The following is a 13,549-nucleotide window of genomic DNA, read 5'->3' as shown; positions in this document are numbered from 1 at the left end:
TCCGCCACTTCGTTGTGCGTTCCGTCCGATCCAAGCTGCGACCATGTCGGCGTGCCTGTTTTTACATTCTCATATGAAACAATAATAAAAACATTTATATAACTATCACTTTTTTAAATGGCAAGGTTTTAAACGATTAAAAGTGATCGTTGAAGGTGATAGTTGCAATATTAAAAAACACCCCCAAACGCAATTCAATTAGTAATATTTACTAATTTTCTTTGCATTTGGGGGCGTTTTATTCTTTCTTGTTTGGACTATTTAGCCAAAAATGGCTGATTATTTATAATTTACGATCTGACCGAACTCTTCTTTCAGAGATGCTCCTCCAACCAGTCCGCCATCGATGTCTGCCTGAGCAAACAGATCTGCTGCTGTCTTGGAGTTTACAGATCCGCCGTACTGGATACGGATCTCTGCTGCTGTAGCGTCATCGTATACTTCAGCGATACACTCACGAATCTTGCTGCATACTTCCTGAGCCTGCTCTGTTGTAGCAGTCTTGCCGGTTCCGATAGCCCAGATCGGCTCGTAAGCGATAACGGCTGCTTTTGCCTGATCTGCTGTCAGTCCCTGGAATCCGATCTTAACCTGCTGACGGATGAAGTCCATGGTTACGCCCTGCTCTCTCTGTTCCAGAGATTCGCCGCAGCACATGATCGGTGTCAGGCCATGCTCAAATGCTTTGTGCATTTTTTTGTTGATATCTGCATCTGTTTCTCCGAAGTATCCTCTTCTCTCGGAATGTCCCAGAACAACGTATTTAACGCCTGCATCTACCAGCATGTTCGGGGAGATTTCTCCTGTGTAGGCACCTTTCTCTTCGAAGTACATATTTTCAGCACCCACCTGGATGTTTGTTCCTTTTGCAGCTTCTACTACAGGAACGATGTCGATAGCCGGTACGCAGAATACTACATCAACTTCATCATTTTTTACCAGTGGTTTCAGAGTTTCAACTAATTTTACTGCCTCACTCGGAGTCATGTTCATTTTCCAGTTACCAGCAATAATTTTCTTTCTTGCCATGATCTTATCCTCTTTTCACATATTGTAAAACATCGCCTTTGGCTCGTTTTCGTTAAGTGCAAACGGGATGTTCGCCTGCCTCTAACCTCATGTTTCGCTTCGCTCCCATTCGCTAAGAGCGGCGAACTAAGTAAACACTAAAACTCAAACGTCGACTTCGGCTTGTTTTCGTTAAGTGTTTACTTATCGTTAGCTGCTGCTACGCCCGGCAGTTCTTTTCCTTCCAGGAATTCCAGAGATGCTCCACCGCCTGTGGAGATGTGGCTCATCTTGTCACCAAATCCAAGCTGGTTTACTGCTGCTGCAGAATCGCCGCCGCCGATGATGGTTGTTGCATCGGTATCTGCCAGAGCTTTTGCTACTGCGATCGTACCTGCTGCCAGTGTCGGGTTTTCGAATACACCCATCGGTCCGTTCCAAACAACTGTTTTTGCTGTTTTTACTGCATCTGCATACAGTGCTGCTGTTTCTTTTCCGATATCCATAGCTTCTTTGTCAACCGGGATATTATCTACAGATACGTTCTCTACTTCGATCGGAGCATCGATCGGGTTCGGGAAATCTGCGGAAACAACTGCATCTACCGGAAGCAGAAGTTTTTTGCCAAGCTTCTCAGCTTTTGCCATCATCTCATTGCAGTAGTCGATCTTGCTGTCGTCTACCAGAGATTTACCAATCTCTTTGCCCTGAGCTTTCAGGAAAGTATAAGCCATACCGCCGCCGATGATCAGAGTATCGCATTTCTCAAGCAGGTTGGAGATAACATTCAGTTTGTCTGCTACTTTTGCACCACCCAGGATTGCAACGAACGGGCGAACTGGATTTTCTACTGCATTGCCCAGGAAATCAATCTCTTTCTGCATCAGATATCCAACAACTGCGGTATCTACATATTCGGTAACACCTACGTTAGAGCAGTGTGCTCTGTGAGCAGTACCAAATGCATCGTTTACGAACACATCACACAGAGATGCCAGATCTTTACTGAATGCTTCGCCATTTTTGGTTTCTTCAGCACGGTAACGAGTGTTTTCAAGCAGAACAACTTCACCGTCTTTCATAGCTTCTACAGCTGCTTTTGCGTTCGGTCCTACAACTTCCGGATCAGCTGCAAATTTTACTTCCTGACCAAGCAGTTCAGAGAGACGTACTGCTACCGGTGCCAGAGAGAGTTCCGGTTTCGGTTCTCCCTTTGGTTTGCCCAGATGAGAGCAAAGGATTACTTTTCCGCCGTCCGCGATCAGTTTTTTGATAGTTGGCAGAGCTGCTACGAGACGGTTTTCGTCTGTGATCTTGCCATCTTTCAGAGGTACGTTAAAGTCACAGCGAACCAGGACTCTTTTGCCTTTTACGTTGATATCATCAACTGACTTTTTATTAAGCATTCTTATTTCCTCCTTGTATCATACATACGGATTTTCTAATGTGCATCCTTGCGGAGCCACTTATTTAGCCGCAGAGTCTTCTCCGACTAAGATAAAAAGGGCCCGGTCCAAAAGACCGGACCCAGATAGGTCTTCTTTGTCTGATTTAACAGATTATGCTAATTCAGAGAAGTATTTGATTGTTCTTACCATCTGAGATGTGTAAGAGTTTTCGTTGTCATACCAAGAAACAACCTGTACTTCTGTTGTACCGTTGTCCAGAGGCAGAACCATTGTCTGAGTAGCATCAAACAGAGAACCATATCTCATACCAACGATATCGCTGGATACGATTTCGTCTTCGTTGTATCCGTAAGATTCTGTAGTAGATGCTTTCATCTTAGCGTTGATTTCGTCTACAGTTACTGTTCCTTCAACAACTGCTGTCAGGATTGTAGTAGAACCTGTAGGGGTCGGTACACGCTGTGCAGAACCGATCAGTTTGCCGTTCAGTTCCGGAATAACCAGACCGATAGCTTTTGCAGCACCTGTGCTGTTCGGAACGATGTTTACTGCTGCTGCACGGGATCTTCTCAGATCGCCTTTTCTCTGAGGTCCGTCCAGAGTCATCTGATCACCTGTGTAAGCATGGATTGTTACCATGATACCGGATTTGATCGGAGCCAGTTCGTTCAGAGCTTTAGCCATTGGTGCCAGACAGTTTGTTGTACAAGAAGCTGCAGAAATGATCTGATCCTCAGCTTTCAGTGTCTCATGGTTTACATTGTAAACGATAGTCGGAAGGTCATTGCCTGCTGGTGCAGAGATAACAACTTTACGAGCACCTGCATTGATATGAGCCTGAGCCTTTTCTTTGGATGTGTAGAATCCAGAGCACTCCAGAACTACGTCAACACCCAGCTCGCCCCATGGGCAGTTGTTTGCATCCGGGAAAGCGTAGATCTTGATCTCTTTTCCGTCAACTGTGATGGAATCTTCACCTGCTGATACTGTGTCTGCCAGTGCATATTTACCCTGTGATGAATCGTATTTTAACAGGTGTGCCAGCATTTTTGGGGAAGTCAGATCGTTGATAGCTACTACTTCATATCCTTCTGCGCCAAACATCTGTCTGAATGCAAGACGTCCGATACGTCCAAAACCATTAATTGCTACTTTTACTGCCATGATTAATTTCCTCCTATTATGTTAAATAGTATGATTGCGGTCTTTATTGTTAAAGATTCCACAACTTTCTTCTATTCTACCTAATTTCTGTAAAAAGTTCAAGTATAATTTCAACGAATTTCTCTAGACATTTGTGTTTTATTCTCATAAACTTGTAACAGAGAGAAAAATCAGGTGTTTTTTCCTGAATTTTGCCGTATTTTGAAAGGAGTTTTTATTTTATGAGATCCGATTTTCATCTTCATTCCTCTTTTTCCGCCGATTCCGACGCCCCGATGCGGGATATGGTCGAAAAGGGTATCTCTCTTGGACTGTCTGCCATGTGTTTCACAGAGCACATGGACTATGACTATATTGACGAAGGGATGGTCTTCGAAGCTGATATTCCTTCTTATTGCAAGACGCTTACCTCCCTCAAAGAAGAGTATGAGCACAAGATTGAATTATTATTCGGCCTCGAACTCGGTCTGCAGCCTTATCTGAAGGAGCGCTGCGAATCTCTTGTGAAGAATTGGGATTTTGATTTTGTGATTGGATCATCCCATGTGGTAAACGGACAGGATCCCTACTATCCTGCTTTTTTTGAGGGACGCACCGAAAAAGAGTCTTATATTTCTTATTTTGAATCGATCATTGAGAATCTGCATACCATGTCCTGCTTTGATGTCTACGGCCATATTGATTATGTCGTCCGCTACGGTCCAAATAGAAATCAGTTCTATTCTTATAAAGAATACAGTGACTGGCTGGATGAGATCATCCGTCTTCTGATCGATAAAGGACTTGGCATGGAGATCAATACCGGAGGCTATGCAGCCGGACTTGGACACCCGAACCCGCACGAAGATATCCTGAAACGTTACCGCGAACTTGGCGGCGAGATCGTCACCATCGGATCAGATGCACATGCCCCAGAACGTATTGCGGCTGATTTTGACCGTGCCTGTTCGATATTAAAAAAATGCGGCTTCCGTTATCATGCGATATTCCGCAAACGAAAGCCGACTTTTGAACTTATATAATCGTACCGCCGCCCAGCACGTATCCGTCTTCATAGAGCACCACTGCCTGTCCCGGCGTGATTGCGTGCTGTGGTTCTTCAAAGGTACAGGTAATCTCATCTTCTCCGGTCCGCTTTACATGACAGTATGCCCCTTTGTGATTGTAGCGGATCTTTGCAAATACATGATCTTCTTCCTGAATATCTTCCCTTGCCATGAAATTTAAATGGTTGGCACGAAGAACCGTCTGACAGGCCTGGGCACGGTTTCCGATCACCACTTCGTTTGTCTGTGGTCGGATCTCTGTGACAAAAGCCCTCTCTCCAAGTGAAATTCCCAGACCTTTTCGCTGTCCGACCGTATAATGAATGATCCCTTTGTGTCTTCCTAGGATTTTCCCGTCCGGTGTCACAAAATTGCCTTCCGGAACGGTCTTTCCGGTATATTCTTCGATAAAGGAAGCGTAATCGCCATTCGGTACGAAACAGATATCCTGGCTGTCCGCCTTGTGTGCCACCGGCAGATAAGCTTCTTCTGCCAGTTTGCGGATCTGTGGTTTCTCATAATCACCAACCGGCATGAGTGTGTGGGCAAGCTGTCTCTGTGTCAGGTTATAAAGAGCATAGGTCTGGTCTTTTGCCGCTGTCACAGAATTGCGGATCGCATAACGCCCATTTGGCAGCTTTTCGATCCTTGCATAATGACCGGTTGCAATATAATCTGCCCCAATCTGAAGACTCCGCTCCAGAAGTGCTTCCCACTTAACATAGCGGTTGCAGGCGATACATGGATTCGGTGTCTGTCCATTCAGATAAGAATCCGCAAAATAATCCATGACATTTTTCCGAAAATCGTCTTTAAAATTCATCACATAATATGGTATACCGATCGTCTCTGCCACTCTTCTTGCATCATCCACCGCACTCAACCCGCAGCATCCACCGTTTTCCTGCTGGACTTCCTCGGCTTCATCCTGCCAGATCTGCATCGTCACACCGACTACATCATAGCCCTGCTGTTTCAGCAGCATCGCTGCCACAGATGAATCGACTCCGCCCGACATTCCAACCACTACTTTTTTACTCATAATCTTTTCCGCCTTACTCCTTTGATCATAAAATCTGCACGCTGTATGCTGATCTTAGTACTCCTCTTCCTCTTCTTCTTCGCCTTCATGGATATCAGACTTCGGCTTTTTCAGTCCTTCGATCTTGATGTGGTGTTTCTCTGCGTAATCCCACAGTGCTGCATGGATGGCTTCTTCTGCAAGCAGAGAACAGTGTACTTTTACAGGAGGCAGTCCGTCCAGAGCTTCCATAACGGCTTTGTTGGTAACCTGCATTGCTTCCTGGATATTTTTGCCTTTTACCAGTTCGGTTGCCATGCTGCTGGTTGCAACGGCTGCTCCGCATCCAAAGGTTTTAAATTTTACATCGCGGATGATCCCGTCATCGTCAATGTCCAGATAAATACGCATGATATCGCCGCATTTTGCATTGCCGACGGTTCCGACACCACTTGCATTTTCGATTTCGCCTACATTACGCGGATGATTAAAATGATCCATAACTTTTTCGCTGTACATAAAAATTTCCTCCAATTTTCTGTTTTGTTTTTCTATCTTTATTCTGGCTTATTTTCTGACTATTTCTGTGCTCTGTACAATCTGATCCTGTCTTTTACTGCCGGATTATTTCTGATTCTTTTTCACGAAATCTTCGTAGAGTGGAGACATGCTTCGCAGTCTTTCGATAATCTGTTTGATACAGTCTACAACGAAATCAATGTCCTCCATGGTAGTCTCTGCGGACAGTGTCAGACGCAGGGAACCGTGTGCGATCTCGTGTGGCAGGCCGATCGCCAGCAGTACATGGGACGGGTCCAGAGAACCGGATGTACAGGCAGATCCGCTGGAAGCACAGATACCGTTGTTGTCCAGCAGGATCAGAAGGGACTCACCTTCTACAAACTGAAAACTGAAGTTTGCATTGTTCGGCAGACGGTTGGTTCTGTGTCCGTTCAATCTGGTATAAGGAACTTCCGCCAAAACACGGTCGATCAGATGATCTCTCAGTTCGATCTCTTTTGCGGTACGCTCTTTCATGGTCTTTGCTGCGATTTCTGCTGCCTTGCCGTACCCCACAATACCCGGAACATTTTCCGTACCGGCACGACGTTTACGCTCCTGTGCTCCGCCGTGTACGAAAGAACGGATCTTAACGCCTTTGCGGATGTAAAGGAAACCGATTCCCTTCGGACCGTTCAGTTTGTGTCCGCTGGAACTTAACATATCGATGTGAAGCTCGTCAACATTGATCGGCAGCTGACCGTATGCCTGAACCGCATCGGTATGGAACAGAACGCCGTGTTTCTTTGCGATCTCACCGATCTCTTTGATCGGCTGAATGGTTCCGATCTCATTGTTTGCAAACATAACGGAGATCAGGATCGTATCCGGACGGATTGCTTTTTCCAGTTCATCCACTTTTACGACACCGTTTTCATCCACACCGATGTAAGTGATCTCAAAACCACGTTTTTCCAGATATTCTGCGGTATGCAGGATCGCATGATGCTCGATCTTGGTCGTGATGATGTGTTTTCCTTTGCTCTGATAAGCTTCTGCCGTTGCTTTCAGTGCCCAGTTATCTGCCTCGGAACCACCGGCTGTGAAATAAATCTCATTTTCCTGTGCTCCCAGAGTCTCTGCAATCGTTCTTCTTGCATTTGAAACTGCTTTTTTGCTCTCGCTTGCAAACTCGTAAACACTGGACGGGTTTCCGTAGTATTCTGTAAAGTACGGCAGCATAGCTGCTACTACCTCTTCTGAAGTCTTTGTTGTTGCTGCATTGTCCAAATAGATCAATTTCTTCATATTTACCTCCTGATGCCGCCTGCGGCACAATCTCAACACTTTCTCTTTGTGTCTGCTTTATCCTGCGAATTTATATACTGACCGGACTGCTCCATCTCTCGTTTCCGCTCCTGGCTTTTCTTTGCTTCTGCCATCAGCTCCTCAAGCGTAATCTCATCTACTGCTTTCGCAATGCTGTCGTTGATCCTCTGCCAGACCAGTTTCGTCACGCAGAAATCAGAACTTTCACATCCGCCCTCAGGCTTCAGTCCCTGACAGTCCACCGCTCCAAGCTCTCCTTCCAGAGCCCGCAGTATATCTCCGACTGAAATCTCGGCCGCAGGTTTCGCCAGACGGTAACCGCCCTGGGCACCTCTCGTGCTCTTGATCAACCCTGCTTTTTTTAATTTTCCCGCAAGCTGTTCCAGATAGCTCTCAGATATGTTCTCACGCTGTGCAATGCAGCTGATGGATACGGATTCTTTCTCACTGTATACCGCCAGGTCAACCATCGCCCGCAGTCCATATCTTCCTTTTGTAGATAATTTCATGCTGCCCTCCCATATTGTTTCATGCCGGAATCCGAAATTCTTCTGATCGCGGCACCATTTTCTGGATTAATTCCGAGTGTTTCGCTGGGATTTGTTTCGAATATAGCACCGCATTTCCGTTCTGTCAAGTACTTCCTCCGAATATATATAAGAAAAAATGGAATTTTGTGCTTATGATCCAGAAACATCCGCTCCTGAAAAGCACCGCCATCCTGACCTGTGCCGGTATGGTCAGCCGCATCATCGGTTTCTTCTATAGAATATTCTTATCCAAGACAATCGGTGCGGAAGGAATCGGCATCTATCTTCTTCTTTTTCCGATCCAGACCCTGCTGTTTTCCCTGACCTCATCCGGAATCCAGACTGCCATTTCCCGCTTTGTCTCTGCAAGGCTTGCATCGAACGACAAAAAAGGAGCCAGAGACATCCTTCTTTGCGGTATGATGCTCTCTGTCCTGTTTTCCGGGATTGCTTCTTTTTTTCTTTATCAGAATGCGAATTTTATTGCCGTCTCTCTGCTGCATGAGGCACGCTGCAGCTCCCTTCTGAAAATTTTAAGCTTTGCACTGCCTTTTGCCGGTGTGCATGCCTGCATCATCGGATATTATACCGGGCTGAAAAAAGCCGCCGTCCCTGCCATCTCCCAGCTGGTCGAACAGACCGCCCGCGTTGCCTCTTCGTTCCTGTTCTGGCAGATCATGGTGGAAAAAGGAATCCAGGTAACCCCTGTGCTTGCCATGTATGGTATGCTGACCTCGGAAATCATCGTGGTTCTGTATACCGGAACCCGGTTTCTGCTCCACCATCCGTCTTCTTTTGAAAAAGCATGTCCGTTTTCCGCACACAGTATCCGGGAAATCCTTACTTTTTCGCTGCCCTTAAGTACAAACCGTGTCTGTTTAAGTCTTCTGCAAAGTGCTGAATCCATCTGTATCCCGCTGCGACTGCAGGCTTTTGGCCTTGCAAGATCTGCAGCACTTTCTTCTTACGGAACACTGACCGGAATGGCTCTGCCGCTTGTTCTTTTTCCTTCGGCAGTCACAAACGCCCTCTCTGTTATGCTGCTGCCGGCTGTCTCCGAATCGCAGGCTGGAAAAGACCGCAAAGCGATCGCAAGACTTTCTGTCCGCACCGTCCAGAGCTGCCTGCTGCTTGGCATCCTCTGTACCATTTTCTTTCTGGTCTTTGGAAATCTGTGCGGAATCCTGCTTTTTGACAGCAACGAGGCCGGAACTTACATCCAGATTCTCTCCTGGCTCTGTCCGTTCCTCTATCTTGGCACAACGCTTGCCAGTATTTTAAACGGACTTGGAAAGACCTTTCTTGTCTTCCTGTCAAATATGGCTGCACTTTTTATAAGATTTTCATTCGTCTGGTTTGTCATTCCTTTTTCCGGTATCAAAGGCTATCTGCTCGGACTGCTTTTTTCACAGCTTCTGCACAGCCTGCTGTTGCTTTTCTGCCTGAACCGCAGTTTATCCTGAAATGCTGCCAGGTTTCTGTAGTCTGCTTTTTGTATAAAAAAACATTTCCCGGACATACTAACTTCCGAGGCACAAAAACATCTGCATTTGAAATGCGACCCATCCAAGGAGGAATCGAAATGAACGAATTATCGGAACTTGACCTGCAGAACCTCCGCCATCTGATCGGCGGGTTTGACACCACACACTGTAAAATGACCGCCTACGCACAGGAAGCAGGCGATCCGGCTGTGAAACAGTTTTTCCAGAAATCTGCACAGTCCGCGATGCAGTGCAAACAGCAGCTGATGACATTTCTGCAGTAACAGGAGGTAAGAAAAGATGTTAGATGAAAAGACAATGGTAGCCGACACATTAGCCGGCATCAACGGAGAACTGGTCCGCTATGGCGAAATGATCCCACAGACCGAAAATATGCAGCTGAAACAGGTTTTAAAGCAGTTCCGCAACCAGTGTGAAACTTCTCAGGAAGAGATCTATCAGCTTGCCCGCAGCAAACAGTACTATGTACCGGCCGCAAAGGCGACCGCCGAAGAAATCCAGCACGTTCGCTCCGTCCTTTCCCAGGGTTAGGAAACATGCGTCTGTCATAAGTTTTTCTTAATTTTAAAAACTCTTCCTTGTCAGAATTCGGATTCTATGGGATACTGTTGTAGTAATAACCTGTTGCAGTCAGGAAGTGGGAGTCTTCTTCGGCTGAAAAAAATTTCTGAATTTTACAAGGAGGGGTTTTTTTGAAACTTCACAATTTAAAACATACCTGCATCATCCCGGTCCTCTGTGCGGCTCTGCTGATTCCGTCATACACCGTCCACGCCGACTGGGAGTACAATGCAGAAGAAAATACACTGCGTTACAAGACAAAAGACGGCACCTATCTTACTTCTGTATTTCGTAAAATCAAAGGCTATACTTACTATTTTAATGCCGACGGAACGGTCCACACCGGATGGCTGGATTTAAAAGGCGATCGCTACTTCTTCTCGGAGAGCGGTGCCATGCTGACAAGCCAGTGGATCGGTGACAAATACCTGATGAAAAATGGCAAGATGGCCAGAAGCCGCTGGGTGGACAACCACAATGTCTATGTCAACAAAAACGGTTCCCGCGTGGCAGTCGGCAAAAAATACAAAGCGAAATTTATCAAGACCGCCCAGGGCACGAAATACCGGAATGTGGATGGCACCTACTCTGCAAAGACCTGGCAGAGCATCAAAGGATACTGGTACTACTTTTATTCGACCGGATACATGGCAACAAATGCCCAGCTTGGCGAGTATTACGTCGATAAGAGCGGTCATATGGTCAAAAATAAGATCGTAAAGATCGGCAAATATTATTACCGCTATGGTGCGGATGGAAGATTTGTAAAACGTTCCAAGACAAGGTCCAAACTGATTCCAAAAAAGAAACATTCCAAAAGGCACCTCTCTGATTAAAACAGAAGAAAGGCATAAAAAAGCTTCTTCGATCTATTTCGTTTCGAAGAAGCTTTTCTTTTATTTGATTCTTAAGATCGTTTTCCAATCTCTTACATCCTTTTTGTTCAGCATCCAAGCATCCAGTTGTACATTTCTTCGTACTGTTTTGCGGAACTTGCCCAGGAGAAATCAGCTGCCATTGCACGGTCTACCATCTTGTTCCACTCACGCTTTTTCTCATAATAAATGTACTGTGCATACTTCAGTGTGTTGAACATCTCATGTGCATTATAATTTGCAAAGCTGAATCCCGTTCCGGTTCCCTCATACTCATTGTACGGAATCACAGTGTCTTTCAGACCGCCTGTCTCACGCACGATTGGCAGTGTGCCGTAACGAAGACTCATCAGCTGGCTGAGGCCGCACGGCTCAAACAGGGACGGCATCAGGAATGCATCGCAAGATGCATATATCTTATGAGACATTGCTTCAGAATAGAATATGTTCGCAGATACTTTGCCCTGATATTTCCATGCGAAATGGCGGAACATATTCTCATACTTCTCTTCGCCGGTTCCAAGGATCACAAACTGGACATCCTGCTGGCACATCTCATCCATCATATAGGCGATCAGGTCGAATCCTTTCTGGTCTGTCAGTCGTGATACGATACCAATCATAAACTTCTTGTCGTCTTTTTCCAGACCAAGCTCTTCCTGAAGTGCTCTCTTATTCTTTACTTTTTCTTTGCGGAAATTCTTTGCGTTATAATTTTTTACTATATATCTATCCGTCTCCGGATTGTATTCATCATAATCAATGCCGTTTACAATACCACGCAGGTCATGTGCCCTTGCATTGAGCAGTCCGTCAAGATGCTCGCCGTAGAACGGTGTCTTGATCTCCTCTGCATAGGTACGGCTGACGGTCGTGATCGCATCTGCGTAAACCAGTCCGCCTTTCAGGTAATTGGCATCGCCGTAAGCTTCCAGTTTGTCCGGTGTAAAATAGTAGGATGGAAGTCCGGTGATATCCTTTACGGTCTTCATATCCCACACACCCTGGAATTTCAGGTTGTGGATCGTCATGATCGATTTCATGTTGCAGAAGAACTCGCCCTCGTGGAACTTGTCCTTCAGAAATACCGGGATCAGACCGGTCTGCCAGTCGTGGCAGTGTACGATATCCGGTTTAAATCCGATCAGCGGCAGTGCTGAGAGTGCTGCCTTTGAGAAAAAGGCAAACTTCTCGATATCTTCGTAAATATTTCCATATGGTCTTGGTCCTGCCAGGTAGTATTCATTATCAATGAAATAATAATGGATGCCCTCATACATCATATGAAGCACACCTACATACTGGCTTCGCCAGGACAGATCCATATAGAAATGCGTTATGTACTCTAACTGATTTTTATATTCCTCTTTCATACACATATACTTCGGTATGATCACGCGTACGTCAAACTCGTCTTTATTAAAACATTTCGGCAGCGATCCCACTACATCTGCCAGTCCGCCTGTCTTAATAAAAGGTACACATTCTGATGCTACAAATAACACATTTTTCATAAACTTTTCCTCCTAATCGGTACCGCTTTTTTTCATTATAACGCATTTTTTCTCTATTGAAAAGTGTTATCTGTATATTTTGCACAATTTTTATATTTTTTCTCTGATAAAGCTTCCATCTTGTCCCATCTGTGTTTTCATCGATTCTTGTATTCCAGGCGGATCTTATCCGCGATCAGAGCAATAAACTCCGAGTTGGTCGGCTTGCCTTTGCCGTTGCTGACCGTATAACCAAATAATTCTTCGATCGTATCCATCTTACCTCTGCTCCACGCTACCTCGATCGCATGACGGATCGCCCGCTCCACACGGCTTGGCGTGGTCTGGTGTTTTTTTGCGATCGTCGGATAGAGGATCTTTGTGATGGAATTGAGCATTTCCATATCACTCACCGACATGATGATCGAATCACGCAAATACTGATAACCTTTGATATGTGCCGGTACGCCGATTTCATGGATGATGTTGGTCACATCCGTCTCCAGGTTGCGTTCCATGTATTCTTTCTTGCTCTCGTAGGCATTTACCTTCTGTACTTTTGCGAAATTACGGTCTTTCTTTACTCTTGTGTGCTTGATTCGGTTGATAACCATCTCATTGTCAAATGGTTTCAGAATATAGTAATCTGCTCCGAGGTCAAATGCATCTTCCGTGATCTTCTCCTGGCCGACGGCTGTAATGACGATGAATGCCGGATGTTTGCGGATTTCCTGATCTTTGTTCACCCGCTCCATGACAGTCAGCCCATCGACTTTGGGCATGACCAGATCCAGAAGTACGACATCCGGCTCCTGCTTTTTGATAATATCATACAGATCTTCGCCATTTCCTGCTTTTCCGACTACATTCAGTTCTTCATCACTGCTCACGATTTTATCCAGAAGCTGTAAAACCTTCGCGTTGTCATCTGCAATCGCTATATTCAGCTTATCCATAAAAGCACCTCCATTTAGTTACAAATATGCCAAAAACTACTTGTATTATAAGCAGAACTTTTGGTGGACGCAAGCAGTTCCTGTCGCATTTTTCTCCCTTTTTTCGACAAACTGCCTTCCATTAAGCTTAAAAGAACAACCTTTCTGTCGT

At 45.5% G+C, this 13,549-nt stretch carries 13 protein-coding genes and 1 pseudogene; 5 read left to right on the top strand and 9 right to left on the bottom strand.

Going from position 1 to position 13,549, the window contains the following annotated elements:
• Positions 1-279: 279 nt before the first annotated feature.
• From tpiA to gap, 3 genes are all read right to left on the bottom strand, one after another.
• A complete protein-coding gene (tpiA, locus tag GPK60_RS02325) occupies positions 280-1,029 on the bottom strand; it encodes a triose-phosphate isomerase (RefSeq protein WP_147631802.1) in 750 nt (249 codons plus the stop codon).
• Positions 1,030-1,208: 179 nt separating this feature from the next.
• Entirely contained in the window at positions 1,209-2,414 is a 1,206-nt protein-coding gene (locus GPK60_RS02320; protein ID WP_173866427.1) for a phosphoglycerate kinase, read from the bottom strand.
• Positions 2,415-2,567: 153 nt separating this feature from the next.
• On the bottom strand, positions 2,568-3,581 hold the full coding sequence (gene gap / locus GPK60_RS02315; RefSeq protein WP_173897438.1) for a type I glyceraldehyde-3-phosphate dehydrogenase: 1,014 nt from the start codon (positions 3,579-3,581) through the stop codon (positions 2,568-2,570).
• Positions 3,582-3,802: 221 nt separating this feature from the next.
• Between gap and GPK60_RS02310 the strand changes: the two genes are divergently transcribed.
• Positions 3,803-4,603, top strand: coding sequence for a histidinol-phosphatase HisJ family protein (locus tag GPK60_RS02310; protein ID WP_215658771.1), 801 nt, complete (start codon positions 3,803-3,805; stop codon positions 4,601-4,603).
• Here the strand turns inward: GPK60_RS02310 and mnmA are convergent.
• The 4 genes and pseudogenes from mnmA to GPK60_RS02290 form a co-directional block, all read right to left on the bottom strand.
• Positions 4,596-5,675: pseudogene (mnmA, locus tag GPK60_RS02305) on the bottom strand (tRNA 2-thiouridine(34) synthase MnmA); the annotation flags it as partial. The gene GPK60_RS02310 and the pseudogene mnmA sit on opposite strands and share 8 nt — an antisense overlap.
• Positions 5,676-5,723: 48 nt before the next feature.
• The gene (gene nifU / locus GPK60_RS02300; RefSeq protein ID WP_215658770.1) at positions 5,724-6,167 is read right to left on the bottom strand and encodes a Fe-S cluster assembly scaffold protein NifU; all 444 of its coding nucleotides are present in this window, start codon (positions 6,165-6,167) and stop codon (positions 5,724-5,726) included.
• Positions 6,168-6,272: 105 nt separating this feature from the next.
• On the bottom strand, positions 6,273-7,457 hold the full coding sequence (gene nifS, locus GPK60_RS02295) for a cysteine desulfurase NifS (protein WP_022119932.1): 1,185 nt from the start codon (positions 7,455-7,457) through the stop codon (positions 6,273-6,275).
• Positions 7,458-7,489: 32 nt separating this feature from the next.
• Entirely contained in the window at positions 7,490-7,987 is a 498-nt protein-coding gene (locus GPK60_RS02290) for an Rrf2 family transcriptional regulator (RefSeq protein WP_147631797.1), read from the bottom strand.
• Positions 7,988-8,160: 173 nt separating this feature from the next.
• Here GPK60_RS02290 and GPK60_RS02285 point away from each other — a divergent pair, with 173 nt between their 5' ends.
• The 4 genes from GPK60_RS02285 to GPK60_RS02270 all read left to right on the top strand — a co-directional run bounded on the left by GPK60_RS02285 (position 8,161) and on the right by GPK60_RS02270 (position 10,910).
• Positions 8,161-9,471, top strand: a complete 1,311-nt coding sequence (locus tag GPK60_RS02285; protein ID WP_215658769.1) for a polysaccharide biosynthesis protein — start codon at positions 8,161-8,163, stop codon at positions 9,469-9,471.
• A gap of 119 nt (positions 9,472-9,590) precedes the next feature.
• Positions 9,591-9,776 (top strand): hypothetical protein, encoded by a 186-nt coding sequence (locus GPK60_RS02280; RefSeq protein ID WP_022119929.1) that lies wholly within the window; start codon positions 9,591-9,593, stop codon positions 9,774-9,776.
• Positions 9,777-9,792: 16 nt separating this feature from the next.
• Positions 9,793-10,044 (top strand): spore coat protein, encoded by a 252-nt coding sequence (locus GPK60_RS02275; protein WP_022119928.1) that lies wholly within the window; start codon positions 9,793-9,795, stop codon positions 10,042-10,044.
• Between the two features lie 161 nt (positions 10,045-10,205).
• Positions 10,206-10,910: a hypothetical protein gene (locus GPK60_RS02270; protein WP_173895517.1), complete on the top strand. Its 705-nt coding sequence runs from the start codon at positions 10,206-10,208 to the stop codon at positions 10,908-10,910.
• Between the two features lie 107 nt (positions 10,911-11,017).
• Here GPK60_RS02270 and glgA read toward each other — a convergent pair whose 3' ends face one another.
• Both glgA and spo0A read right to left on the bottom strand, forming a co-directional pair.
• The gene (gene glgA / locus GPK60_RS02265) at positions 11,018-12,463 is read right to left on the bottom strand and encodes a glycogen synthase GlgA (protein ID WP_215658768.1); all 1,446 of its coding nucleotides are present in this window, start codon (positions 12,461-12,463) and stop codon (positions 11,018-11,020) included.
• Between the two features lie 137 nt (positions 12,464-12,600).
• Positions 12,601-13,398 (bottom strand): sporulation transcription factor Spo0A, encoded by a 798-nt coding sequence (spo0A, locus tag GPK60_RS02260; RefSeq protein WP_022119925.1) that lies wholly within the window; start codon positions 13,396-13,398, stop codon positions 12,601-12,603.
• Between the last annotated feature and the right edge of the window lie 151 nt (positions 13,399-13,549).

The organism is Ruminococcus sp. MCC718 (assembly GCF_018783905.1).
GTDB classification, from domain to species: domain Bacteria; phylum Bacillota; class Clostridia; order Lachnospirales; family Lachnospiraceae; genus Hominisplanchenecus; species Hominisplanchenecus faecis.
The sequence above is the reverse complement of the archived record's forward strand: the minus strand, read 5'-3'. Positions and strand labels throughout refer to the sequence as shown.

What these genes read in the sequence shown, in the direction of transcription:
- nifU (WP_215658770.1), bottom strand. Translation starts at nt 6,167, where the DNA reads ATGTACAGCGAAAAAGTTATGGATCATTTTAATCATCCGCGTAATGTA.
- gap (WP_173897438.1), bottom strand. Translation starts at nt 3,581, where the DNA reads ATGGCAGTAAAAGTAGCAATTAATGGTTTTGGACGTATCGGACGTCTT.
- tpiA (WP_147631802.1), bottom strand. Translation starts at nt 1,029, where the DNA reads ATGGCAAGAAAGAAAATTATTGCTGGTAACTGGAAAATGAACATGACT.
- GPK60_RS02290 (WP_147631797.1), bottom strand. Translation starts at nt 7,987, where the DNA reads ATGAAATTATCTACAAAAGGAAGATATGGACTGCGGGCGATGGTTGAC.
- GPK60_RS02275 (WP_022119928.1), top strand. Translation starts at nt 9,793, where the DNA reads ATGTTAGATGAAAAGACAATGGTAGCCGACACATTAGCCGGCATCAAC.
- GPK60_RS02285 (WP_215658769.1), top strand. Translation starts at nt 8,161, where the DNA reads ATGATCCAGAAACATCCGCTCCTGAAAAGCACCGCCATCCTGACCTGT.
- spo0A (WP_022119925.1), bottom strand. Translation starts at nt 13,398, where the DNA reads ATGGATAAGCTGAATATAGCGATTGCAGATGACAACGCGAAGGTTTTA.
- nifS (WP_022119932.1), bottom strand. Translation starts at nt 7,457, where the DNA reads ATGAAGAAATTGATCTATTTGGACAATGCAGCAACAACAAAGACTTCA.
- GPK60_RS02280 (WP_022119929.1), top strand. Translation starts at nt 9,591, where the DNA reads ATGAACGAATTATCGGAACTTGACCTGCAGAACCTCCGCCATCTGATC.
- GPK60_RS02320 (WP_173866427.1), bottom strand. Translation starts at nt 2,414, where the DNA reads ATGCTTAATAAAAAGTCAGTTGATGATATCAACGTAAAAGGCAAAAGA.
- GPK60_RS02310 (WP_215658771.1), top strand. Translation starts at nt 3,803, where the DNA reads ATGAGATCCGATTTTCATCTTCATTCCTCTTTTTCCGCCGATTCCGAC.
- glgA (WP_215658768.1), bottom strand. Translation starts at nt 12,463, where the DNA reads ATGAAAAATGTGTTATTTGTAGCATCAGAATGTGTACCTTTTATTAAG.